A 24851-nucleotide genomic window follows, 5' to 3' on the forward strand; every position below is an offset into this window, starting at 1 on the left:
ACGTTATGAAAGAACCGTTCATTCATCCGCTTTATATTATTGAAAAACTGGAGACAGCCGGTTACGAAGCGTATTTTGTTGGAGGAGCGGTCCGGGATCTCATTTTAAATCGGACGATTGGAGATATTGATATCGCTACGTCAGCTAGGCCTGAACAAGTGATGGAACTCTTTCCTAAGACGATTCATGTAGGAATCGAGCATGGTACGGTTGTCGTTGTCCATGAGAACGAGACCTATGAGGTAACTACTTTTCGCTCTGAGGGAGAATATGATGATTTTCGTCGTCCCTCGTCCGTTACGTTTATTTCGTCTCTGATAGAAGATTTGCAGCGTCGCGATTTTACAATCAATGCAATGGCTATGAATGCAAAAGGAGAAATCATTGATCCATTTAATGGAAGAGAAGATTTACGAAACCAGTTAATTCGAACTGTCGGAAATGCTAAAGAACGCTTTCATGAAGATGCTCTTCGTATGATGAGAGCCGTTCGCTTTGTCAGTCAGCTGGCGTTTTCGCTGTCTGATCAAACTAAAAGAGCCATTCAACAATACGGTGAACTGCTGAGGCACGTTTCTATTGAACGCATTACAGTTGAATTCGAAAAAATGCTGAGTGGAAAGCGTCCGTCTTTAGCATTAGCACTTGTAGCAGATACGGAGCTGTATCGCTACTTACCCCAATTGAATGTAGATCCGCAAAAATTCCGATCTGTTTGTGCACACGATTGGATGATGCTTCAGCGAGTATCGGAGTCATGGACACTTCTGGTACATCTACTCGACATTCAAGACAAGCAGGCATTTTTTAAAAGCTGGAAATTATCTAATAAGCAAATTAAAGATATTCAGCTTCAGTCTATTGGTCTTCGAGACGTTTTGGAAAATGGATGGTCAAAACGCATCATGTATACAATTGGAGAGCAGGCCAGCGTAAGCGTGAATCGTATTTTACAACTTCTTCGAAGCAATGAGCACATGAATGAACATGAGCTTCTTTACATCTATAGCGAGCTGCCTATTCATTCTTTAAAAGATTTAGATATAAATGGTCAAGATCTTTTAGTGTGGACAGGTAAAAAGGGTGGTCCATGGGTGTCTCAACTGTTAAAAGAAATTGAGGAGAAAGTTCTATACAATGAGTTAATGAACACGAAATCTTCAATAAGAAAGTGGGTGCAGTCTTGCAGTCAGATATAAGAAGAACGCTGCTTGAAATGTTTACGAACGCAGATGGGGACTATGTGTCCGGCCAAAAGATCAGCGATTTATTAGGCTGTTCAAGAACAGCTGTATGGAAGCATATCGAAGAGCTGCGAAAAGACGGCTATGAACTTGAAGCTGTTCGCAAAAAAGGCTATCGCATTGTTGGGAAGCCGAACAAAGTAAGCAGCAACGAGCTTTTATTAGGGCTCCAAACAACAAAAATCGGTCAGTATATTCATTATGAGGAAAGCGTACATTCTACTCAAAAAATTGCTCATCGAATTGCTCAAGAAGGAGCCAAAGAAGGAACGGTCGTAGTTGCTGAAGAGCAAACGGCAGGGAGAGGAAGACTTGATAGAGCGTGGTATTCCCCAAAATATACTGGTGCCTGGATGAGTATTATACTGCGTCCTTCTATCCCTCCGCAGCAGGCTCCTCAGCTGACTCTACTATCAGCAGTGGCTGTCGTACAGGCCATTCAAGAAGTGACGAACCTTTCTCCAGACATTAAATGGCCTAATGATGTTTTATTAAATGGGAAGAAGCTAGTTGGGATCTTAACAGAAATGCAGGCAGATTTTGACCGGATTCATTCGGTCATCATTGGAATCGGCATCAATGTGAATCAGCAGGAAACGGATTTTAATGAACAAATCAAACACATTGCCACATCTTTACGTATTGAAAAAGGTGAAGAAATTAATCGTGCAGCTTTGATGCAAGCGTTTTTCTTAAAGTTAGAAACCCTTTATGAAGAATACTTAAAAAATGGCTTTGGCTTAATTAAAGTTCTTTGGGAAACGTATGCGATCAGTATTGGCAAGCGAATTATAGCGCGCACGATGACTGCCGACATTGAAGGCTTTGCAAAAGGTATAACAGACGAAGGCGTTTTATTGATTGAAGATGATGAAGGAGTTATACACCGAATTCATTCAGCAGATATTGAGCTCTCTGCTAAAAAATAGTAGAAAAACAAAGAAATTTTTATTATAATACGAGTATCAAGGTAGTATCGTAAGAACTTCACTTGATACTCGTTTGTTTATTTTTAATACGACAATAAATCTGCCTTGATCCATTAAGGACTAGGACAGAGGGATGACGCGTAGGTAAGCACATTAGGTAAAGTGTGCTTTTTATAGATGAAGTCTGTCAAAGTCCTTCTTCCTTTTATAGGTAGAAGGGCTTTTTGTGTGCAGACGTGCGCTCATCTCCTCTGAGAAGGAGGAGAAAGTTAGTGAAAACAAAATTAGATTTTTTACGTATGAAACAAAACAATGAACCAATTGTGATGCTGACTGCGTACGATTATCCGTCAGCTAAGTACGCTGAGGAAGCAGGGGTAGACATGATTTTAGTAGGCGATTCTCTAGGAATGGTCGTTTTAGGATATGATTCGACGATTCCTGTAACGGTAGATGATATGATTCATCATACAAAAGCGGTTAAAAGAGGAGCTGCTGATACATTTATCGTCACCGACATGCCATTTATGTCCTATCACGTGTCGAAAGAAGACACGATGAAAAATGCTGCTCGCATTATGCAGGAAAGCGGAGCTCATGCTTTAAAAGTAGAAGGTGCAAACGATGTTCTTTATACAATTTCAGAATTGACGCAAGCTGGTATTCCAGTTGTTGCACATCTCGGGTTAACACCTCAGTCTGTCGGTGTCCTGGGCGGCTATAAAGTGCAAGGGAAAGAAGCGAAAGAAGCCAAACAGCTAATCCAAGACGCGATCAAGTGTGAGCAGGCGGGAGCTATTGCTGTTGTATTAGAATGTGTTCCTAAACAAGTAGCAAAACAAGTAGCTGAACGCTTAAGCATTCCCACAATCGGAATTGGAGCAGGAGCTGATACGGATGGTCAAGTACTTGTATACCACGATGTATTAACGTACGGCGTAGAGCGTGTGCCAAAATTCGTTCAGTCATTTGCGAAAATAAATGAGCCTATTTTACAGGGGCTTTCTCAGTATGTAAGTGAAGTGAAAAAAAGAGAGTTTCCGAAAGAAGCCCATACTTTTTCAATGAAAGAAGAGCAGTTAACGGCGCTGTACGGAGGAAAATAAGATGAAAGTCATTACAACAATTAAAGACATGCAGCAGGAGATGAAAAAAGAAAAGCAGCTTGGACGTTCAATTGGATTTGTCCCGACGATGGGCTATTTGCATGAAGGCCACGCTACTTTGCTTGGAGCGGCTCGCACAGAAAATGAAGTAGTGGTGCTAAGTATTTTTGTGAACCCGACTCAATTTGGACCAAATGAAGATTTTGATACGTATCCAAGAGATTTTGAACGCGATGAGCGCGTGGCAAAAGAAACTAACGTCGACTATTTATTTTATCCTTCAGTAGAGGAAATGTATAAGTCAAGCCGTTCAGTTGCTATAACCGTGACCGATCGTGTAGACGTATTGTGTGGACAGAAGCGCCCCGGCCATTTTGACGGAGTAGCCACGGTCCTAACAAAGCTTTTTCACATTGTAACACCAGATCGTGCATACTTTGGTAAAAAAGATGCGCAGCAAGTTGCTGTGGTAGATGGCTTAATTGAAGACTTTAATTTTCCTGTGGAGCTTAGAGCAGTAGATACGGTGAGAGAAGCAGATGGATTAGCTAAAAGTTCTCGTAACGTATATTTAACAGATAAAGAAAGAGAAGAGGCACCTGTTTTATTTAAGAGTTTACAAAACGCTTTGCAGCTTCTTGAAAGCCGAGAGAAGCAAGTAGAACTCCTTAAAGAGACCATTCGAAAAGAAATTGAGCAACATACGAGCGGTAAAGTGGATTATATTGATGTTTATACGTATCCAGAGCTAAAAACGATTAAGCAAGCCGCTGGAAAAATCATTATTGCTTTAGCTGTTCAATTCTCTAAAGCCCGTTTGATTGATAATGTAATTGTAGACGTACAGGAGGATAACTAAATGTTTCGCACGATGATGAATGCTAAAATACACAGAGCTCATGTAACTGAAGCCAACTTAAATTATGTTGGCAGTATCACCATTGATGAAGATATCATCGACGCAGTAGGAATCGCAGCAAACGAAAAAGTCCAAATTGTAAACAATAATAACGGAGCTCGCTTGGAAACGTATGTGATTCCCGGCGAACGCGGGAGCGGCGTAGTTTGTTTAAATGGAGCTGCTGCAAGACTCGTGCAGCCTGGAGATATTATCATCATTATCTCTTATGCGCTCGTGGCCAATGAAGAAGTAGCCCACCATCATCCAACCGTAGCGATTATGAACGAGCAGAATAAAATCCAACAATTGCTTAAACAAGAACCAGCTGGTACAATTCTATAAGAACAGTCCCCCTTTATGAGGGGGATTTTTATTTGAATACATACGCTAGTAAGTGAACGGTATAAACCTCTATACACACTAAAGTAAAACTTCTATGTATGAAAGCCTCTCTGTTTTTCACGAGAAGGAGTTGCGCTTTTAAAGCATATAGAGCAGGCTTTCACTTTATACTATAAAAAGACAGACTTGCGAGGTGTTGACCGTGAATAAACGCTTTGTTGTGGTAGATCTTGAAACGACGGGACATTCTCCAAAACAAGGAGATAAAATGATTCAATTTGCTGCTGTCATAGTAGAAGACGGCAAAATTGTTGAACGTTTTTCTAGTTTTTTAAATCCTGGTATGGATATTCCGCCTTTTATTACACAACTAACTAACATTCAAAATGATATGGTGAAAGATGCGCCTTTATTTAAAGAAATTTCACCTAAAATTATAGAATTGCTAGATGATGCTTATTTTGTTGCACATAATGTGGCATTTGATTTAACTTTTTTACAAGAAGAACTCTATCAGTGCGGAAGGGAGACGCTTTATAATTCAACCGTAGACACCGTCGAACTGGCCCGGATTCTGCTGCCTACAGTTGATGGGTACAAACTTAGCCAATTAGCTGAGTATTTACATATTGAACATGAAAACCCTCATCAAGCAGATAGTGATGCAGAAGTAACGGCACGTATTTTACTGTTACTAATTGAGAAATTAAAGAAGCTGCCTCTAACAACCTTAAAGCAGCTGTATGCGCTAAGCTTGCACTTTAAAAGTGAAATTGGAGAACTGATTCAACAAGTTATAGATGATAAAAGTTATGCTGAGGATGATTCTTATGAATTTATACATGGGATTGCGCTAAACAAATATCAGCCGCATTCAGCTAATGAAAAGCAGCACTCTCATACGTACGAAATATTTGAAACTGAAAAGCAAAAGCTGTTCCATCAGGCTCTGCCATTGTTTGAAGAACGAAAAGGGCAGTGGGAGATGATGAACTTTGTACAAGAGTGCTTTGCAGGTAATGAGCATGCTTTAATTGAAGCCGGGACCGGTATTGGTAAAACCTACGCTTATTTAGTTCCTGCCGTGTTTTATGCTTCTGTTCATCATCACCCAGTCATTATCTCAACCAACACGGTAACGCTTCAGCAGCAAATCATCGAAAAAGATGTGCCTATTCTAGAAAAGATTGTTCCATTTCCTGTTACAGCAGCTGTTTTAAAAGGAAGAGAACACTACATTAGTATAAGAAAATTTATTCAGCTCTTAAAAGAGCGCAATAATAATTACGATGCAATCCTCACAAAAGCGAAGCTGCTTATTTGGCTGACGGAAACGGAAACGGGCGACAGCGATGAAATAAACCTGCCTTCTGGCGGCAAACTTTTTTGGGAACAGCTAAATGAAAGCAATCCGTCTCCAAGTGACTTTAAGCATCCTTGGAAACTTTATTCTTTTTATGAACGAGCGCAGAACAGAGCGCAAAATGCCCACATAGTAGTGACAAATCATCGCTTACTGTTGATGGATGTGATGAGTAATCATGAGCTGCTGCCTGAGTATGAACAAATTATTATTGACGAGGCTCATCACTTAGAAGACATTGCTGGAGAAGAGCTGGGGGAGCGCTTAGATTATTTTGCGGTTCATGCACTATTAAACCGAATCGGCACCATTCAAGACAAAGGGCTGTTAAAAAAAGTTCATCATACCTTTGTAAAATATAGCATCGAGCTTAACACTGAACTTCTTCAAAACCTGTTTGTGCAGCTTCATTCTGAGTGCGATGACTTATTTCGTTTGATTCATTCTTTTGTCCAAAAAAGAATCGGCAATCAGCAGGGCGAGATTGGAAGAAGCAGCTATCGATATAAAGTGGAAAAAGAGCATGGGCATTACTGGACGGCTATTCAAGAAGCAGCGTCGCGCATTCGTTTTTTAATTCACGATCTTTTTACATGGAATGATGGGGCAAGACATTCCTTTGACGAACTATATGACAAAGTCACAAAAAATGAACAGTCGTCTCTTCATGAATTTCAAACGGCTGTTAAAGGATTTGAGCACATATCTCAGCAAATAGAAAAGCTTTTGTTCAAACAGCAGAGTCATCACGTAACGTGGTTTGAGATTGAACCAAAAGGAGCAGCGAATGCTACGTATATCTATAGTCAGCCTACTTCCATTGCCGATACGCTAGCTGATGAATTTTTCGCTAAGAAACAAAGCGTTATTTTAACATCGGCTACATTGACGGTGAATGGAACATTTGATTATTTAATTCAAGAGCTAGGGTTATATGACTTTCAGCCTGCTCAACTCATTCTCCCTTCCGAGTTTGATTATGAGAAGCAAGCTAGAGTCTATATTCCTCAAGATATGCCTGCTGTTAACGAAGTATCATTATATGAGTATAGCGCTATGATGGCAGAAAGTATTCTTGACGTAGCTAAAGTAACAAATGGTCGTATGCTGGTGCTTTTTACTTCATATGACATGTTGAAAGCTACGTATGGTTATTTAAAAGAGTTAAACGATCTTGAAGAGTTTGTACTGCTCGGTCAAGGAGTCACAACTAGAAACCGTAATAGACTGCTAAAAGACTTCAGCCAGTTTGAGCATTCCATTCTATTAGGTACAAACAGCCTGTGGGAAGGAATTGATCTGCCAGGAGATTTATTATCATGTCTCGTAATTGTCAGACTTCCTTTTTCATCTCCAAATCAACCTCTGCTGACAGCTAAATTTGAGCAGATGAAAAAAGAAGGAAAAAGTCCTTTTATGAATTATTCACTTCCTCAGGCCGTTATCCGTTTTAAACAAGGATTTGGACGGTTAATTCGTTCCAAAAGTGACCGAGGAGCTATATTTATTTTTGATAATCGTATTACGCGCACAGCATATGGATACCATTTTCTTCATTCACTTCCAAAAGTCAAGGTTGTTCAAAAGACGTTTTCGAATATCTTACTGGACTACAAAGAATGGTGGAATGAAAAGACTTGAGCATACGCTTAAGTCTTTTTTTTATGCATACTGTTTCTTCACTTGAGAGACGATAGTAATATACTATGATAAGCAAATGAGGACAGTGTATGATTAAAATATTGCTAAGTGCTGTACTGCTTTTTAGTTTTATGAACTGTTCGGTTTCAGCAGCCGTCATTAAAAACGTAGATTTTGGTTTGCAAGCTGATGAAGTAGTGATTACCTTTCTACCTCTTTCAGCTGGAGAAGCGAGTCTGATTCAAGATGGAAGCGGTAAGACTATTTTGATAAATACCGGTAATGCATCTTCCTATCACGAGCTAAAGAAGTGGTTGAAGCGATATAAAGTAAAAAAAATCAACCAATTAGTGATTACAAAACAGCAAAAGTACTATGATTCAAATGTTCAGCGAGCTGTGAATGATTATCATATAGAGCGTATTATTGTCCCAGCTCAGTACCAGGCGGAATTTCAAACAGAGAAGTGGAAAGAAAATGATTTATTTCAGTTAACAAATAATATACACGTTGATGTCTTGCATGCATCGAAGCAAAAAACAGCGGCTATGGACCTATTATTTACGATTGGAGAACATCGGATTCTATATGCAATGAGCAGCTCAGATGAAGTAGAAGAAAAGTTTTTACGCATTCCTCTTACCCATGTAGATGTATTGAAAATTCCTAATTTTGGAGAGGGAACGTTTTTTTCGAATGCATTTTTGAAGCAATTAGATACACAGCTTGCGGTTGCGTTTACGAAACCAGGCCGTTCCTATTCCCCTCGACTGCTTTCAAATTTAACAGCTGAATGGATTGAATTATATGACGTAAGAGAGGGGAGCGCTTACTCTATTAAAATGTCGCTAAAATCCTATGATGTGATGAAATTTTCTGCAAAATAAACAAATTTCCTTTTGCAAAAAGAGGTAAATTCCTTATAATATTATATATGTTTACTTATTTATTCGGTTTTTACGCAAAACGTACAGACGGGATTGATGAGTGAAAAAGATGACGATGGTTTTTGATACCTGTTATAATACGGATATCGTCATTTTTGCGTCGTGATAGACGAGCTAGGAGGTTTACAATGGAAAGTAGGATTGAAGTATTATCAACTGTCCGCGTGGAAAATTCCTCGGATTTATATAAAATTGTTGATAGTTTGAATCGCACGTTGAAAAAGCAAGATTTGATGTTCGGATTAGCGTTAGATGAAGAAGATCAAAGCAAAGCTGTATTTACAATTTATCGTACATAAGTAGGGATTTTATGAAAAAGTTAATTATTGTAGCCGTAGCTGCTGTGCTTTTAATTATCGGGGGCATTTCTTTTAGCATTTATCACTCGTCCGTGAAGGATGTTCAGTCTGCTGAGGAAAAAGCAGCATCCCAAGCAAAAAAAGAATTTAATTTGAAATCTGTCACAAGCACCCAGCCATATTTCGGCAATCATGCATTTTATGTAGTAGAAGGTACAAACCGAAGCAATCAAAAGGTAATTGCTTGGATGCCTAAAAGCAAAAAACAAACAGCAGTTTTAAAGAAAGCAAGCAGCGGGATCACAAAAGAAAAAGCCATTTCCATTGTGAAAAATGATAAAAACCCGCAGGAAATTAAGTCGGTGCGCCTAGGCATTGAAAATAAAAAGCCGCTGTGGGAAGTAACATATGTGGATAAAGATAAGAAACATTTAACATACTATTATCTTGATTTCTCTAGCGGTGAATTTATAAAACGATACAGCTTATCTCAATCATAAATCGTTTATACCATATGAAATACCATATGTGTCATAATATAAGATTTCAGCGCTTTATGAAAATGAAGCCAATTTTTTATCTATAATCAGCCCGCGGGCTGATTATAGCTTTAGTTCATAGGGGGAGATTTTAGTGAAGTTAGCAAAACGTGTATCAGCATTAACGCCATCATCAACATTAGCGATTACAGCAAAAGCGAAAGAATTGAAAGCGGCTGGTCATGATGTGATTGGACTTGGAGCAGGGGAACCTGATTTTAATACGCCGCAACACATTTTAGAAGCGGCTGTTACAGCAATGAATGATGGTCAGACAAAATATACGCCAGCAGGCGGCCTTGCACCATTAAAAGAAGCGGTAATTGAAAAATTCAAACGCGACCAAGGCCTGACGTATTCACCTTCTGAAATTATTGTTTGTACAGGTGCTAAGCACGCACTGTATACGTTATTTCAAGTTCTGTTAGACGAAGGTGACGAAGTGATTATCCCAACTCCTTACTGGGTAAGTTATCCTGAGCAAGTAAAGTTAGCAGAAGGTACACCAGTATTCGTTGAAGGTTCTGAAAATAACGAATTTAAAATCACACCTGAACAATTAGAAGCGGCTATTACTGCTAAAACCAAAGCTGTTATTATCAATTCACCAAGCAACCCAACAGGTATGATTTACACAAGAGAAGAGCTACAAGCTTTAGGAGAAGTTTGCTTGAAGCACGATATTTTTATCGTATCAGATGAAATTTATGAAAAGCTTGTGTATGGTCAAAATGAACATGTATCGATTGCACAGCTTTCACCAGCGTTAAAAGAAAAAACAATTATCATTAACGGTGTTTCTAAGTCACATTCCATGACGGGCTGGCGCATTGGATATGCAGCTGGTGATGCTACAGTTATTAAAGCGATGACAAACCTAGCGAGTCACAGCACGTCAAATCCAACATCTATTGCTCAATATGCAACAATTGCTGCTTATAACGGCACTCAGGAGCCGGTGGAAATGATGCGACAAGCTTTTGAAGAGCGTCTAAACGTGATTCATGAAAAGTTGATTAACATTCCAGGGTTCTCATGCTTAAAACCACAGGGTGCTTTCTACTTATTCCCTAACGCAATTGAAGCTGCAAAGTTAACTGGCTTTGATACAGTTGATGCTTGGGTAGAAGCTATTTTAGAAGAAGAGAAGGTAGCCCTAGTTCCTGGATCAGGATTCGGTTCACCTGAAAATGTACGTCTTTCTTATGCTACATCACTAGATCTGCTAGAAAAAGCAGTGGAACGCATCCATTCATTTATGACTCGTCATATGAAATAAAAAAGATTATATTTAAAAACAAAGGAGCCTTTTAGCACAAATCACACGTGTTAGAAGGCTCTTTTTGTTTGTTACTTGTTATTATGTTTGTCGAAATGTATAATAGGATGGCATACATAATTACGAAATGTAAGTTTTTTGGAGGGATATTAATCGTGAAAATTACGATTTCAGAAGCAAGCAAGCATGTAGGAAAAGAAGTAACAATGGGTGCTTGGTTAGCGAATAAACGTTCAAGTGGTAAAATTGCCTTTTTACAGCTGCGCGATGGATCTGGATTCATGCAAGGGGTAGTTGTAAAAGCTGAAGTAGAAGAAGAAACTTTTAAATTAGCTAAATCTATGACGCAAGAATCATCACTATATGTAACAGGTGTAGTACGTGAAGATGAGCGCTCACCGTTTGGCTATGAGTTAACAGTTACAAGTCTTGAAGTTATTCATGAAGCTGTTGATTATCCAATTACGCCAAAAGAACATGGCACAGAGTTCTTAATGGACAACCGTCATTTATGGCTGCGTTCTAAACGCCAACATGCTGTTATGAAGGTTCGTAACGAAATTATTCGTGCAACGTATGAATTCTTTAACGAAAACGGGTTTACAAAAGTAGATCCGCCAATCCTAACAGGAAGTGCTCCTGAAGGAACAACAGAATTATTCCACACGAAATATTTTGACGAAGATGCATATCTTTCTCAAAGTGGCCAGCTTTATATGGAAGCAGCGGCAATGGCGCTTGGAAAAGTATTTTCATTCGGTCCAACGTTCCGCGCTGAAAAATCTAAAACACGCCGTCATTTAATTGAGTTTTGGATGATTGAACCAGAGATGGCTTTCTACCAATTCGAAGATAACTTGAAAGTACAGGAAGAGTATGTGTCTCATGTTGTACAGTCTGTTTTAACAAACTGTAAGTTAGAGTTAAATGTACTAGGCCGTGATACATCTAAGTTAGAACAAATTAAAGCGCCATTCCCTCGTATTTCGTACGATGACGCTCTTAAATTCTTACATGAAAAAGGATTTACAGACATTCAGTGGGGAGATGACTTTGGAGCACCGCATGAAACGGCTATCGCAGAAAGCTATGACAAGCCGGTATTCATTACACACTATCCAACGTCATTAAAACCATTTTATATGCAGCCAGATCCAACAAATGAAGACGTAGTATTATGTGCAGACTTAATCGCACCAGAAGGCTACGGAGAAATCATTGGAGGCTCTGAACGTATTCATGATCAAGAGCTTTTAGCTCAGCGTGTAGAAGAGCACAAATTAGATACTGAAACGTATAAGTGGTATTTAGAGCTTCGTAAGTATGGCTCAGTTCCACATTCAGGATTTGGTTTAGGCCTTGAGCGTACGGTAGCATGGATTAGCGGCGTAGAACACGTTCGTGAAACAATTCCATTCCCACGCTTATTAAACCGTTTATACCCGTAAGGAAGTGAAAAAAGTATTCTGACTCTTGTAGTCAGGATACTTTTTTAGCTTTTTTTATGAATCATAAAAAGAAAAGATAAACGAGGCTTTTACTTATATCATAAGGAAACAAAGGCAAACATAGAAAAGAGTCTAACTTAAAAGGGAGTTGCAATTCTCGAAAAAATAAGTTAGTGTAATATTCTTGGAAGGAAGTCATCGTTCGTATATATTTTATATGTGCAGAGCAATGGTACGGTTTCAGCGGAAAGTTTTACATAGAAGCTTTTTTAGCTTCGAATAATTATTACTTTGACTATAAACTTCATGATATACTAACTACTGAGGTGTTCGGATATGAAAAAAGAAACGTTAATTGAATGGTTTGAACAAGGCACAGTTTCAATTCCGAAGCTGCTGTTTAATCACTATAGCGATTTGGGAATGAACGAAACGGAATTCATGACGTTAATGCATATTTATGTTTCCATTGAAGGCGGTGAAGGTTTCCCGACACCTAACGAATTGGCGGCAAAAATGAGTATTTCAAGTGCTGTCTGCATGGATACGCTGCGAGCATTAATTCAGCGCGGCTTTTTATCTATTGAACAAGATCAACAGCAAAACGCCCTTATTTGTGAACGTTATTCATTAAAACCGCTTTGGGAAAAGCTTATTCATCATATGATGCAAGAAACAAGAGAAGTAGAAAAAAACGAAGAAGAACAAGAAGAGCTTAATTTATATACAATGTTTGAAAAAGAGTTCGGCAGAGCATTGTCTCCGTTTGAATGTGAAACGCTAGCGATGTGGATTGATCAAGATCATCATGATCCCATTATTATTAAAGCGGCACTAAGAGAGTCGGTGATGTCTGGGAAATTAAACTTCCGGTATATTGATCGTATTTTATTTGAATGGAAGAAAAATGGTATTCGGACCATTGATCAAGCCCGCAAGCATAGCCAAAAATTTCGTCAAAATCAACAGCCCAAAAAACTATCTTCTGTTAACCCTTCTCAGTCTACATCAGCCATTCCTTTTTTTAACTGGCTAGAGCAATGACAGGATAAAAAGCTGCTTCAAGATCCAAGTAATTGAATCTTGAAGCAGCTTTTTTAAAAGAATATGGACAAGAGTAGCATTTGACAGGAACCCTATTGTAAAATAGGAGGGAACTACCTGTAAGAAGAAGGAGAACTAGTATGTTAACGTTAAAACAAATCAGACAGTGCCTAGATGCTATGGCAGAAATGTTTCCTGACGCTCACTGTGAGTTAAATCATCGGAATCCCTTTGATTTAGTCATTGCTGTAGCGCTATCTGCTCAGTGCACAGATGCTTTAGTCAACCGCGTAACAGCGGATTTATTCAAGAAATATCAAACGCCTGAAGACTATTTAGCCGTTTCGTTAGAAGAGCTGCAGCAAGATATTAGATCAATCGGCTTATATAGAAATAAAGCTAAAAATATTCAAAAGCTCTGCCGTATGCTCATTGATGAATACGGAGGAGAAGTTCCAAGAGATCGTGATGAGCTGACCAATCTTCCAGGAGTAGGGCGTAAGACGGCTAATGTTGTTGTATCCGTAGCTTTTGGAGTACCGTCCATAGCAGTAGATACGCATGTAGAACGTGTAAGTAAACGCCTTGGGATTTGCAGGTGGAAAGATTCCGTTTTGGAAGTAGAAAAAACGCTGATGAGAAAAATTCCGAAAGATGAATGGTCCGTTACGCATCATCGACTTATCTTTTTTGGACGCTATCACTGTAAAGCACAGTCTCCTCAATGTCATGTCTGCCCGCTTCTTGATCTTTGCCGAGAAGGAAAGAAACGAATGAAAGGAAAAGAGAAGAAGACAGATGTTACCGATTGAAGTACCGTCACATTTCATATGCGAACCATTCTATTCAAAAGAAGATCGAGTTCTTGAATTAGATGAAAAAAATGGAAGAAATTATTTTGCTTATGATATTTTATACGATGTACATAAAGAAACGAAAACACCTTGGAGGGATGTTCAAAAGAGCATACGGCCATTTTTTGAAAAGTGGGAAACTCAAAGGGAAGAACTGTATACGCTTTTTTCTCAGCGAAAAGCAAAAGAAGCAGCCCCTTGTATGAAACAAGCTGCTGCTATGTATATTAGTTTACTGTTTTGGATTAATGGACAGCCCGTTCGGCGTTTAAATCGGCTGCAAGCAGACATAGCGGACCTAACCTATAAGCCTATTAACTGTGCTGAGAGACTTATGTTTTTGCTGCAGCGAGTTTCTTCTTATCAAGCGTATATTCAGCTGACAGAATTATTTAATGAGCTGCGTAAGCAGTATGCAAAAATGCTTATTCTTCACAAGAAATAAAGCCCCTACACGTGTAGGGGCTTTTTACTGCTACGTTAATTTTCAGTTGTTGGCTCTTGCTGCGGTGTAGCAGGTGTTGACGGCGTCGATGGTGTAGCAGGAGTTTGTGGTGTTTGACTTCCTGAGTCACTTCCACCGTTGTCTGCTGGAGGAGGAGTTGTGCCTCCGTTATTATTGTTGTTGCCGCTATTACCATCGTTAGCATTGCCGCTATCATTATTGTTATTATCGGTATTGCCGCTATTGTTACCGCCGCTATTGCTTCCGTTATTGCTGTTTTGGTTATCATCCGGCTGAGTAGATGAATCGTCACCTTGATCAGAGCCGTTGTTTTGATCAGTGTTGCTATTGTCTTCATTTTGATTATCGTCCGTTGTTCCGCCATCTTCAGGCTTAGTAGAATCATCTTCGGTAGCTTGATCTGATGAATCAGGGACTTTTACAGAAGAACTAGCGCTTTCGCCCGTATTTGTTGTTACGGTGAAACTATACGTTGCGCCTGGTGCTGGGTTGGAAATTGTTTTTCCACCGGCTCCTGCCCCAGATGCGAGTTGTTCAGAACCGTTAGGAGATGACATTGTGACTGTAAAGGTCGTATCACTGGCTGCGTTTGACGCTGACCAGTTAACTGAAATTGCTCCTCCGCTATACGAAGCAGTAATTTTTGGCTTCACATCTTTATTGTCTTTTTTCTCTTTTTTGTCCTCTTTTTTATCTTCTTTCTTTTCTTCTTTTTCTTTCTTCACAAACGTTTGAGATACTTTTGTCGGTGCAGTACCGCGCACAAAGTATTCTTTAGTAATTAAGCTCGAAGGAGTAGAGCCGCTTGGGCGTTTTAAGTCTTTGCCCGTTGGTTTTTCCACGGAACGTTCAACTACGCTGTCCGGCTGCTTGAAACTTCCTTTAGGTTTGCCTTCAGAAATATGAGTAATAACATGCTTAAAGATATTTTTTGCCATGCCTGTTTCATTAGCACTTAAAATATAGCCGTCTTTAGCAGTTTCATAGCCTGTCCATACGGAAATCGTATAGTTTGGCGTAAACCCATTAAACCAAACGTCTTTTTCACCAGCGTCTGGAATATTGTATCGTTGCTTTTCTGCAGCACTAAAGTTCGAAGTTCCTGTTTTACCCGCAATTTCTAATCCTGGTGTACGAACAGCACGAGCTGTACCATATGATTCGTTTACAACAGATTTCATCATGTCCGTCATCATAAATGCCGTGTAATCTTGCATTGCGCGTTTTGGTTTTGGCGTTAAATCAATTTCTGTTCCATCAGGGAATTTTACCTTTGTCACTGTATGCGGTGCATTGTACATACCTTCATTTGCAAAAGCACTATAGGCTCCAGCCATTTGTAGAGGTGTAACACCTGTACGGAAGCCTCCGATAGAATAAGATTCAGAATAAGCTTCGCCGTCTTCTTCATCTAATTTTAGCCCAAGGCCTGTAGCGAACTCTTTTGCTTTATCCGCACCGGTTGCTTGAAAAGCTTTTAAAGCAGGGATGTTCAGTGAACGTCCTAAAGCTTCACGCGCTGAAACCCACCCTTTGTAGTTGCGTCCAAAATTTCGGATTGGCGTGCCGTTTGAATAATGATATTCTTCATCTTTTATCGGTTGTCCAGTAGACCACTTTAAGTTCTCAATCGCTGGACCGTAATCTAAGATTGGCTTAATTGTTGAGCCGGGCTGACGTCTCATATTTGTTGCAAAGTTTAAGCCGCCTGATACACGATTACGTCCGCCTCCAATTGCTTGAATACCACCTGTTTCATTATCTACAACGACAAGACCTGCTTGGAATTTATCGTTCGGGAAGTTGACTACTTTGTTATTCATCACATCATCCACATAGTCCTGAGCATTAGTGTCAAGCGTTGTATAAATTTCTAAGCCCGCAGAAAATGGATCCGCGTCTGTTTTCTTTTTTACTTCCTCGATTACTTGATCAATAAATACATCGTACTTAGATGTTGATTCAGTTTGTTTAGCTAAATGAGCCTGTACATCTACTTGTTTTGCTTTGTCGGCCTCGGCTTGTGTAATGAAGCCGTTTTTAGCCATTAAGTTTAATACTGTGTTACGGCGTTTAGTAGCATTCTCTGGGTTTGTAACTGGATTATAAGTAGTTGGCGCTTTTGGTAAGCCTGCCAACATAGCAGCTTCATCAAGAGTTAAATCTTTTACGCTTTTAACTCCGTAAAATTTCTCAGCTGCTCGTTCAATACCGTATACTTCACCTGATGCGAAATATATTTTGTTTAAATACATTTCAAGAATTTGTTGCTTCGAATATTTACGCTCAAGCTGGTAAGCTAACCACATTTCTTGTACTTTACGTTTAACCGTCTTCTTTGGTGATAAGAACGAATTCTTTACCACTTGCTGAGTAATCGTACTACCGCCCTCAGCACCGAAACCGTTTTTAAAGTTCGCCATTAATGCTCCGCCAATTCGGTAAAAGTCGACGCCGTGATGTTTATAAAAACGAACGTCTTCCGTAGCGATAAATGCGTTTTTGACGACTTGAGGGATTTCATCGTATTGCACATATGTACGTTTTTGAGCTCCAATTTCTTTTACAACTGTCTTTCCATCGTTTGCATATACTTTAGATGAAAAAGAGTTTTTTAATACCGAGTCATCAACTTTTGGAGCATCGCTTATCATAGCAAAAAAAGTTCCCACTCCGGCAATGAGCCCGATGATTCCTATTAGTAAAACCGCGGCAACAATTTTACGAAATAGGCCTCCTTTTTTCTTCTTTTTCGGTTTTCCTTGAGATTTACCTTCTGGTTTGTTGTCATTCATAGCTCTTCGTCGTTCTTCACGAGAGCGATAATTATCTGACATAAAAACTCCTACCTTTCAACGCATTGTAAGAGAATGATTTCCGTAAACATATATATCATACTCTTAAAAGTATAATTTATCTATAGTTTTTATGTAATCGATTCTCGGATGGTAACCAAGTTCGATGAAATGTCCTTTTTTTTCAATATCTGCCTTAGGGATTGATTTTCGTCCATCTTTTTTCATGGCATCCCAATAAGGAAAAAGGAACTGTGCTTCGAACAAGTATATTTCTTGTAAAGTAGAGAACATTAATATAACGAAACAAATCCCGTTTTGTTTCACAATTTGCTTCATATGTTCAATTTGATGTTCATGAAAATTACGCAGCGGAAATGAGGTTTTATTTCTCGTTTCTTTTGCTTCAAAGTCAAGGTGTTTTCCTTTATAGACTCCATTATAGTCTGTAGTAGAAGCCTGTTTAAAATAAGCTTCTTTGATAACAGCGGCACTTCTCTTCGGATAGTCTACTTTTACAATTTGAACAGGGGTTGGTTTTTTGTGAACAATGGCTATTCCTTTTGAAACATAGTATTCGTTTGTTTCGTTTAAATCGTCCTCCAGCGTCATACCACGATTGCTATAGCTAGCTTCTAGCTTTTTAGGGGAAGGACTGCTGGTATTCAATGGCTTATAGGCCTTTCCGTTAGGATAGCGAATCATAACCATCACTCCTTTAATGTAAATCTATTAAACAAACAAATTCTATTATACCAAATCCTACAAATAAAAATAGATGAAAGAAGATGAAGAGATGTCACTCAATAGTTCGGAACAAGCGCTGTTGACGGCGATTAAAAAAACCACAGACAAGCTGAATATTGATAATATATCAAGAACCCAGGCTTATGCAACTTTTTATCATAGATATCCTGAAGTAAAGTGGGCATTTCTCGCAAGTATGGTATCACGAAACGCAGGATGGAATATGTGTGATTTGCAAGGGGAAAACATGAAAAAAGCGTTATCAAAGCAAACGCGTGATTTATTATTTTTGACGTATGAAAGAGCAAATTGGCTTATTTTTAAAGATGCCTTCCCGCAATTACTATTGTATGCTGTTTCGCGTAAAAAACATGTCTCTTACGTTCATTTACTTCCCTATTTAAACGTTTCATCTTTTATCGAAGAGAAGTGGAGACAATTTATGCAGAGACCTTGTGAACTGCAGCTTATTCATGCGTTAATTGTGAATGAGCAGCATGTTATTCAAAATCCCGTTATTGAACAGCCTTTTTATCAAGATAAGGTATTTAAAAGTATGCTGTTTTTTTTTCAAGATATATTCCACTTTAGTTCCGTCCTTTTTCCTACTACAAAAGGGGAATTATACGGTTGTTCTGTTCATGATTTTACAAAAGTAAATAATCGAATTGATTTAGGGAAGAAATTAGCGGCTTTATTATTTCATAAAAAGTATCATCCCTTGTTTTATGAATTTTCTTTGAAAACAAAGCACACGGGTTCAAGATACGATTATGAGCAGTATTTTATGAATGAAACTAGCTGCCGTACACCTGCTCTTCGAATGGTGTATCCGGCTATTAGACATCATGAAAAGAAGAGAGAAGAGTGGTTTTTAACGAAAAAAGAGGAACGAAAGCTCATGAAAAAGCCGCCTTTTCCAAAGAAAGTTCATTTTACAAAGTGGTATCTTCAAAAGCAAAAGCAGCTGTATATATTAATGAAAGTAGCGCAAGTGTTTAATGTAAATAAAAACGGTCACAAGTGACCGTTTTGTTCTTAAGTAGAAGGCTGGTTAGGACCGTTTAACTTTTTAGGATCACCGTAGGTTTTTGTTTCAGGCTTATTTTTAGGCTGTGATTTTTGCTGTTTGTTGGCCATATCTAGGCACCTCCTATCATGTTGTAATAAACGTTCAGCAGCGGAATGTATCTGCTTAGCTGAAATGTCTATACTAGTGTTTTCAATATGCTCACTTTCGATTCACCATAAATGAAAATGTCGAAAACATCTTTCTTTGACGAATAGAAACTAGTTTTGTCATGTGTGAAGGGACAATGAAGAAAAGAGAGAATAAGTTATGCAAAGGAAAATTTGGAGGGATGGCGATGAAACAAAGTATGGTTAAAACAAGCGAAATGATGACTTTATTAGATAGCTTACTAGAGCAAGTAGATTTAGTGGATAAAACGATGTCTACATCTATAAATGAAGCATTTACACATTGTGAAGAAACATATATGGAACAAGTTCATCGCATTGACCAATCACTGCAAGAAATTGAAGTAGCTGTGTATGAAAGCATGCCTTCTGAAACAGAATGGAATAGAAGCCGAAGAGAAATGGTTCTTCATACAGTATAAAGACTGTTTATGTTACAATAGTCATCGTAGAGGTGACGAATAACGATGAATGAAGATGTGAAAAAAAGCACGGAGATCATGTTTCAATATAATGAAGTAGCTGTAGAACGATTAGCGTCTATTCAACAGGAAGAAAATTATGAAGTGAAATTTTTTGAAGAAGTAAAGCCTTATGGAGATATTTTCTTCAAAGAACTTGATGAATGGGCTAGTCTCGTAACGGAATGGCTGAAGAAAGAGCGACCAAAATATATTCATGTTAATCAAGTAGAGACGTTAAAAGAAAATTTACAAAACGTTGTACTACAGTCATTTTATCCCGAGACGCGAGAAAAGCGATTTAAAAAGATGTATCACTCAAATAAGTATGTGCTCGAGTCGATATTGAATAATTAATCCCGGCCTTCCGTTAAGATCTACAAGGTGGGGATTTTCTATGTGTGAGATTGTGACAAAAGTATTTTACACGAATTGAAAAACGAACTATCGATCAAAATTTTTGATTCGTAGTTCGTTTTTTTGATGAGAGGCATAGGTTTCATTTGTTTTGTTCCTTCTAGCAGTTGATTGGAGGGCAAGGCGAAGACTCCTGCGGGAAAAGCGGAACAGATGAGACCCCGCAGAGCGAAAGCGGCGAGGAGGCTCAGCGGCCGCCCGCAGAAAGCGAAGCCTTGCACGGAGGTCAACTGCGGTGTCATAAGCGGTTCAGCTCATGTATCCCATTTGTTCGTCTCTAGATTGGAATCATTTTGTTACGTCCCAGCCTCTTTTTATCATATCAATCAAAAAGTTAATCAAAATCTTTTTGAGATTGGATAGAAACAGCTGGGTGATCTTGTGAAGCGACTGTATCGATATGATAATCAACTTTTTCAGTATGTTTAGAAGCAACGGCGTTATTTGTTTTAGTTACTGCGCTTTGTCCTTGCTTTTTATGATCAAAATGTTTTCCGCGACTCATGAGATAGACCTCCTTTATTGAATACTACGTTAAAGCTTTTATAGTATAAACAAGTCAAAAAAGAAGTATGTGTCCACTTTACAGGAAATAAAGAAACCACCGATTTCTCGGTGGTAGTAAAAAAATTAATCGTCTTGTGCACTAAAATCGGGCTTAGTAGCTCCAATTTGTTCGAGTTCACGTACAGCGGCTTTGTAATTCATAGGAGTTAAAAAACCTTTTAAATACTGCTGCTGAGCAAAATCGAGTAATTCATTACTTGACTGCGGCTCATACTGTTTCACCGCAATAAAAGCTTCTTGAAGTTCGTTCACATACATGTAAATTCCCTCCTAATCCCCATTTGTGCCACTACGTATACGTAGTATCACTTGTTCTTATCGTACCATATATTTAAATAATCTCGTTTTTTTGAAAAATTTAAACTTTCGACAGAAACCTACATATTTTTGAATGTGTTCTCCAAAAGTACAAGTAGACGAACGTCACCTCTTATTTCTGCATACATACTATATATTATGTAATATTAAAAAGGAGGTATTGATTTTGCATGTATACAAGTAAGCATTATCCGTATTATGAGCAACATCAACCAGAACGTTTTGATTTAAGTCAGGTACATCCTTTTCCGCAGTATCATCAGCAGCCATGGACGGAAGCTTATATGCCGCAACATCCGTACGCTCAGCAACAAATGCCTTTTGGTCCTCAGCAAATTCCCTATATGAACGGAATGTACCAGCAGCCCATGTACAATAATGCAGGTGCGCCTTTTAATCCATACCCTAAAGCTCAGCAACAAAAGCCTCAGCCTTCTCAATTTCAGTCATTAATGTCTCAGTTTAAATCGAGTGATGGCAATTACGATATGAACAAGATGATGAATACTGCGGGGCAGATGATGGGAGCCATGAACCAATTAACATCCCTCGTAAAAGGGTTTTCCGGGATTTTCAAAGTATAGGGACTAGAAGGTATTTTCTAGTCCCTGCTTATTATTTTTTCTTTTGATTTTTCAAATAGGTCTCTCCAAGAAGTGTAAAGACTTCATTGTAAGTTAATCCAGACTTAGCATTTAAACGTTTGACTTCTTCGACATCTGTTGTTGATGAAGTTGAAATTTGATGCTGGCTTTTTTTCATAAAACCTCTCCTTCTCTATGTAAAATGAATAACATCCCATCTTAGTATATTTCCAAATGTGCTCCTTCTATAAGTGGAAAAAAACGCCGAAGACACTCATGGTTCTTCGGCGTTTTTTTGCAATAAAGATGGGTGTTTAGAGAAATTAAGAGCGACGTGAACGACGTGAACGGCGAGTAGAACGGCGAGAGCGGCGAGTAGAACGGCGAGAGCGGCGAGTAGAACGACGAGAGCGGCGAGTAGAACGGCGAGAGCGGCGAGTAGAACGGCGAGAGCGGCGAGTAGAACGACGAGAGCGGCGAGTAGAACGACGAGAGCGGCGAGTAGAACGACGAGAGCGGCGAGTAGAACGACGAGAGCGGCGAGTAGAACGACGAGTGCCACGAGTAGAACGGCGAGTGCCGCGAGAAGAGCGACGAGTGCCGCGAGAAGAGCGACGAGTACCGCGAGTAGAACGGCGGCTACTGCGGCCAGTGCTACGAGAAGAGCGACGCTTTCTTGTTAGTGGACCAGCAGTTGGCTCTTGAAACATAAAAGATTTTAATTCTGTACATTCTAGAGCTTCAGCAGCCTCTTTAATTTTTTCAGGTGTAATATGCAATATAAAAACCTCCTTGGCAATTGGACTAGGTCTTGCATTAATAGAATACGCGCTGATGCTTGTCCTTGATATGAGTCAAAAGTGGAGTTTGCGCAAATAGTTGATGCAGTGGGGTATCATGGAGAATTTACCCTTCATATACTTTAATAATTGAAGAAAGGTGGTCGAATAATGAATCAAAAAGAAATCCCTCAATACGCTCTGTTTGTGAATGTAAAAGATTTAAAGGAAATGCAAAGAGATATTTGGTCAGAAGAGGCGGTTCAGGCAACGATGAAGTTTAACAAAAAACGCTACGATATTGATTTGCTGCTAAGAGGCTCCCACATTCGGAAGATGAAGAAAAAGTCATATTATATTGAATTTTATTCTCCAAAAATATTTCAGCGTGCCAAAGAAATACACCTGAACGCTGAATATAAAGATCCATCGCTTATGCGCAATAAATTGTCCCTCGATTTTTTCTCCTCTTTAGACGTTTTATCTCCTCACTCTCAGTTTGTCACTCTTAAGATTAATGGGAAAAATGAAGGAATATATCTTCAGCTCGAATCGGTAGATGAACTATTTTTGAAAAAAAGAAATTTAGCGGATGGATCCATATTTTATGCAGTGGACGGAGATGCTAATTTTTCTTTGATGAGCGATTTGGATAAAAGGCCGAAAACAACTTTGTTATCTGGATATGAAGATAAAGCAGTAAGAGAAGGGGATGAGGAAAAATTAGAAAAGTTTATATTTAATCTTAATACGTGGACAAATACAGAATTCGAACAGAATATTGAGAAGTACTTGAACGTCGACCGCTATTTATCTTGGCTAGTCGGTATTATTTGTATGCAGAATTACGACGGTTTTGTCCATAACTATGCCCTCTATCTAAATCATGAAAGCGGACGCTTTGAACTGATTCCATGGGATTATGATGCAACTTGGGGAAGAGATGTAAATGGAAAAGTAATGGAAGGAGACTATGTCCGCGCACAAGGATTTAATACGCTTACAGCTCGCTTACTGGCGGTGAACAGCATTAAAAAGCGATATATTCAAAAAATGAACAATGTTCTAAATAATCAATTTACAATAGAATACATGAAACCAATCATTTATCAACTGCATGAGTATATTGCTCCTTATGTATTAAAAGACCCTTACGTAAAAGATAACTTGGAGCAATTTTATAAAGAACCCGAATTTATGCTGTCTTTTATAAAAGAACGAACAGCGTATATTGAAAATAACCTTTTGACTCTTTAAAAAGAGATAGATTTATAGGCAATTTATAGGCAACAGTGGATTTTGCTAATAATAGGCAAATGCAGGAAATCAATAGCTGTACATGATACGTATATATACAGTATGAATGACCAATAAGGATAACTAATAAGGAGGAAAAACAATGAGTAACTATTACTATGGCCAAGAACAAGGGCAAAATCAAAATCCACGCCAAAAATCAAGCCAAAAACGCAGCCAAAATGTACAAATGCCTGATAAAGGCTATTCTTCTCACTTCAAACCCCTAACAGGAAGAGTGGTGACCGTTTATCGTGGAGGACCTGAATCTAAAACAGGTTATTTGGTTGACGTGCAGTCAGATTATTTAATTTTAGCGGTAGAAAGCAATAATAACAATAATGGTGAAAATAACAACCAAAACAACCAAAAAAACCAAAACAATCAAAACAATCAAAACAATAATCAACAAGAATATACCCTTGTATATTATAACTTAGCGCATGTAAAGAGTATTACTGAAGATACTATGTCAAATTCAGCGCAAACCTTTACAGGGTTTAACGAAGAACTAGAATTATATCGAGGAAAAACTTTTGCTACAACTTTATCATTAATGAAAACTAAATATGTGCAGGTTAATCAAGGTGGACCTGAGAAAAAAGCAGGTCAGCTTCTTGATGTCTTAGGTTCATTTGAATCTGCTTATATAGTATTACTCACAGAGGACGACGGTGTCATTTATATTAATACTGAACACGTTAAGAGTGTGAGTGAATATCAAAACAACAATGGAGATCAAGCTAATCAATCTGCAAATGAACTCTTAGTGAGCCAAGAACCAGAATATATGAAATCCAAAAGCTTTAACGATCTTTTTGCCCACCTTTCTCATAAATGGGTATCAATCAATAATGGAGGACCTGAAGCTGTAGAGGGCGTGTTAGTACAAAGCCGAAATGGTACATTTACACTTGTGCAGAATAATCAAGTATTACGCTTACAGCCAAGACACGTTAAAACCATTTGTGTAGGAGCAAAAGGGGCTTTTAAGCAAAACGATAACAATCAAAATAATAATGAAGAAACAGAAGAAAATGGAGAGACTGAAGCTGCGAAGTCTACAGAAGAACGTACAGGAGAACGTACGGGAAGCCGCACAGGTGGACGTACAGGACGCCGCACGGGTGGACGCACAGGTGATCGTTCTCGAGGACGCCGCACGGGTGGACGTACAGGTTCACGCTCTTCAACACCGGCTGAGAAAGTTATTAAAACGAAAAATTATCGTTGGAAAGCATGATGAAATGGAACATAAAAGGTGCTTATAAAGCACCTTTTCTAT

General features: G+C 38.8%; 27 protein-coding genes and 1 pseudogene. 21 read left to right on the forward strand and 7 right to left on the reverse strand.

What is annotated here, in order from left to right:
• Positions 1-5 precede the first annotated feature (5 nt).
• The 14 genes from MMB68_RS15200 (at position 6) to MMB68_RS15265 (ending at position 14381) form a co-directional block, all read left to right on the forward strand.
• Positions 6-1199 carry a CCA tRNA nucleotidyltransferase gene (locus MMB68_RS15200; RefSeq protein ID WP_028407961.1) on the forward strand — a complete coding sequence of 398 codons (1194 nt, stop codon included), beginning with the start codon at positions 6-8 and terminating at the stop codon, positions 1197-1199.
• Complete coding sequence (locus MMB68_RS15205; RefSeq protein WP_221785645.1) at positions 1184-2173, forward strand: biotin--[acetyl-CoA-carboxylase] ligase; 990 nt, start codon at positions 1184-1186, stop codon at positions 2171-2173. Before MMB68_RS15200 ends, MMB68_RS15205 begins: the two co-directional genes overlap by 16 nt.
• Before the next feature lie 272 nt (positions 2174-2445).
• On the forward strand, positions 2446-3279 hold the full coding sequence (gene panB / locus MMB68_RS15210; protein WP_025749372.1) for a 3-methyl-2-oxobutanoate hydroxymethyltransferase: 834 nt from the start codon (positions 2446-2448) through the stop codon (positions 3277-3279).
• Between the two features lies 1 nt (position 3280).
• The gene (panC, locus tag MMB68_RS15215) at positions 3281-4138 is read left to right on the forward strand and encodes a pantoate--beta-alanine ligase (protein WP_269871850.1); all 858 of its coding nucleotides are present in this window, start codon (positions 3281-3283) and stop codon (positions 4136-4138) included.
• Complete coding sequence (gene panD, locus MMB68_RS15220; RefSeq protein WP_013056099.1) at positions 4139-4522, forward strand: aspartate 1-decarboxylase; 384 nt, start codon at positions 4139-4141, stop codon at positions 4520-4522. It abuts the gene before it with no gap.
• 202 nt (positions 4523-4724) lie between these two features.
• The gene (gene dinG / locus MMB68_RS15225) at positions 4725-7526 is read left to right on the forward strand and encodes an ATP-dependent DNA helicase DinG (RefSeq protein WP_221785643.1); all 2802 of its coding nucleotides are present in this window, start codon (positions 4725-4727) and stop codon (positions 7524-7526) included.
• Positions 7527-7615: 89 nt separating this feature from the next.
• Positions 7616-8413: a ComEC/Rec2 family competence protein gene (locus tag MMB68_RS15230; protein ID WP_277549147.1), complete on the forward strand. Its 798-nt coding sequence runs from the start codon at positions 7616-7618 to the stop codon at positions 8411-8413.
• Positions 8414-8601: 188 nt separating this feature from the next.
• Positions 8602-8772 carry a YpmA family protein gene (locus MMB68_RS15235; RefSeq protein ID WP_013056102.1) on the forward strand — a complete coding sequence of 57 codons (171 nt, stop codon included), beginning with the start codon at positions 8602-8604 and terminating at the stop codon, positions 8770-8772.
• 11 nt (positions 8773-8783) lie between these two features.
• Complete coding sequence (locus MMB68_RS15240) at positions 8784-9272, forward strand: cell wall elongation regulator TseB-like domain-containing protein (RefSeq protein ID WP_013056103.1); 489 nt, start codon at positions 8784-8786, stop codon at positions 9270-9272.
• A 133-nt stretch (positions 9273-9405) separates the two neighbouring features.
• The gene (locus tag MMB68_RS15245; protein WP_013056104.1) at positions 9406-10590 is read left to right on the forward strand and encodes a pyridoxal phosphate-dependent aminotransferase; all 1185 of its coding nucleotides are present in this window, start codon (positions 9406-9408) and stop codon (positions 10588-10590) included.
• 155 nt (positions 10591-10745) lie between these two features.
• Positions 10746-12038 carry an asparagine--tRNA ligase gene (gene asnS / locus MMB68_RS15250; RefSeq protein ID WP_277549148.1) on the forward strand — a complete coding sequence of 431 codons (1293 nt, stop codon included), beginning with the start codon at positions 10746-10748 and terminating at the stop codon, positions 12036-12038.
• A gap of 336 nt (positions 12039-12374) precedes the next feature.
• The gene (locus MMB68_RS15255) at positions 12375-13082 is read left to right on the forward strand and encodes a DnaD domain-containing protein (protein WP_028407970.1); all 708 of its coding nucleotides are present in this window, start codon (positions 12375-12377) and stop codon (positions 13080-13082) included.
• 140 nt (positions 13083-13222) lie between these two features.
• The gene (nth, locus tag MMB68_RS15260) at positions 13223-13894 is read left to right on the forward strand and encodes an endonuclease III (protein WP_195780770.1); all 672 of its coding nucleotides are present in this window, start codon (positions 13223-13225) and stop codon (positions 13892-13894) included.
• Positions 13881-14381, forward strand: coding sequence for a YpoC family protein (locus tag MMB68_RS15265; RefSeq protein ID WP_221785639.1), 501 nt, complete (start codon positions 13881-13883; stop codon positions 14379-14381). The genes nth and MMB68_RS15265 overlap by 14 nt, the downstream gene beginning before the upstream one ends.
• 35 nt (positions 14382-14416) lie before the next feature.
• Here MMB68_RS15265 and MMB68_RS15270 read toward each other — a convergent pair whose 3' ends face one another.
• Together MMB68_RS15270 and recU are read right to left on the reverse strand one after the other, a co-directional pair.
• Positions 14417-17239, reverse strand: coding sequence for a PBP1A family penicillin-binding protein (locus tag MMB68_RS15270; protein WP_277549149.1), 2823 nt, complete (start codon positions 17237-17239; stop codon positions 14417-14419).
• A 63-nt stretch (positions 17240-17302) separates the two neighbouring features.
• Complete coding sequence (gene recU / locus MMB68_RS15275) at positions 17303-17902, reverse strand: Holliday junction resolvase RecU (protein ID WP_014460963.1); 600 nt, start codon at positions 17900-17902, stop codon at positions 17303-17305.
• Positions 17903-17975: 73 nt separating this feature from the next.
• Here recU and MMB68_RS15280 point away from each other — a divergent pair, with 73 nt between their 5' ends.
• The gene (locus MMB68_RS15280) at positions 17976-18971 is read left to right on the forward strand and encodes a DUF2515 family protein (protein WP_221785637.1); all 996 of its coding nucleotides are present in this window, start codon (positions 17976-17978) and stop codon (positions 18969-18971) included.
• Positions 18972-18982: 11 nt separating this feature from the next.
• Here the strand turns inward: MMB68_RS15280 and MMB68_RS27540 are convergent, their stop codons facing one another.
• The gene (locus MMB68_RS27540) at positions 18983-19084 is read right to left on the reverse strand and encodes a hypothetical protein (RefSeq protein ID WP_016763465.1); all 102 of its coding nucleotides are present in this window, start codon (positions 19082-19084) and stop codon (positions 18983-18985) included.
• A 227-nt stretch (positions 19085-19311) separates the two neighbouring features.
• Here MMB68_RS27540 and MMB68_RS15285 point away from each other — a divergent pair, with 227 nt between their 5' ends.
• From MMB68_RS15285 to MMB68_RS15295, 3 genes and pseudogenes are all read left to right on the forward strand, one after another.
• Entirely contained in the window at positions 19312-19566 is a 255-nt protein-coding gene (locus tag MMB68_RS15285; protein WP_013056112.1) for a hypothetical protein, read from the forward strand.
• 45 nt (positions 19567-19611) lie between these two features.
• Positions 19612-19962, forward strand: coding sequence for a YppE family protein (locus tag MMB68_RS15290; protein ID WP_013056113.1), 351 nt, complete (start codon positions 19612-19614; stop codon positions 19960-19962).
• 167 nt (positions 19963-20129) lie between these two features.
• Positions 20130-20303, forward strand: a pseudogene (locus MMB68_RS15295) (hypothetical protein).
• A 53-nt stretch (positions 20304-20356) separates the two neighbouring features.
• On the opposite strand, the gene MMB68_RS15300 reads toward MMB68_RS15295, so the two are convergent.
• Together MMB68_RS15300 and MMB68_RS15305 are read right to left on the reverse strand one after the other, a co-directional pair.
• The gene (locus MMB68_RS15300; protein ID WP_013056114.1) at positions 20357-20527 is read right to left on the reverse strand and encodes a hypothetical protein; all 171 of its coding nucleotides are present in this window, start codon (positions 20525-20527) and stop codon (positions 20357-20359) included.
• Between the two features lie 125 nt (positions 20528-20652).
• Complete coding sequence (locus MMB68_RS15305; RefSeq protein ID WP_013056115.1) at positions 20653-20847, reverse strand: YppF family protein; 195 nt, start codon at positions 20845-20847, stop codon at positions 20653-20655.
• A 230-nt stretch (positions 20848-21077) separates the two neighbouring features.
• Between MMB68_RS15305 and MMB68_RS15310 the strand changes: the two genes are divergently transcribed.
• Positions 21078-21491 (forward strand): YppG family protein, encoded by a 414-nt coding sequence (locus MMB68_RS15310; RefSeq protein WP_013056116.1) that lies wholly within the window; start codon positions 21078-21080, stop codon positions 21489-21491.
• Positions 21492-21522: 31 nt separating this feature from the next.
• Here the strand turns inward: MMB68_RS15310 and MMB68_RS15315 are convergent, their stop codons facing one another.
• Both MMB68_RS15315 and MMB68_RS15320 read right to left on the reverse strand, forming a co-directional pair.
• Positions 21523-21669, reverse strand: a complete 147-nt coding sequence (locus MMB68_RS15315; RefSeq protein WP_277549150.1) for a hypothetical protein — start codon at positions 21667-21669, stop codon at positions 21523-21525.
• Between the two features lie 145 nt (positions 21670-21814).
• Positions 21815-22270, reverse strand: coding sequence for a CotG/ExsB N-terminal domain-containing protein (locus MMB68_RS15320; RefSeq protein WP_277549151.1), 456 nt, complete (start codon positions 22268-22270; stop codon positions 21815-21817).
• Positions 22271-22438: 168 nt separating this feature from the next.
• Between MMB68_RS15320 and MMB68_RS15325 the strand changes: the two genes are divergently transcribed.
• Together MMB68_RS15325 and MMB68_RS15330 are read left to right on the forward strand one after the other, a co-directional pair.
• A complete protein-coding gene (locus MMB68_RS15325) occupies positions 22439-23527 on the forward strand; it encodes a CotH kinase family protein (protein WP_221785686.1) in 1089 nt (362 codons plus the stop codon).
• Positions 23528-23669: 142 nt separating this feature from the next.
• Positions 23670-24809 (forward strand): spore coat protein, encoded by a 1140-nt coding sequence (locus MMB68_RS15330; RefSeq protein WP_221785634.1) that lies wholly within the window; start codon positions 23670-23672, stop codon positions 24807-24809.
• Positions 24810-24851 lie beyond the last annotated feature (42 nt).

Origin of the sequence: Priestia sp. Y58 (assembly GCF_029522095.1) — a bacterium.
GTDB lineage: Bacteria > Bacillota > Bacilli > Bacillales > Bacillaceae_H > Priestia > Priestia megaterium_E.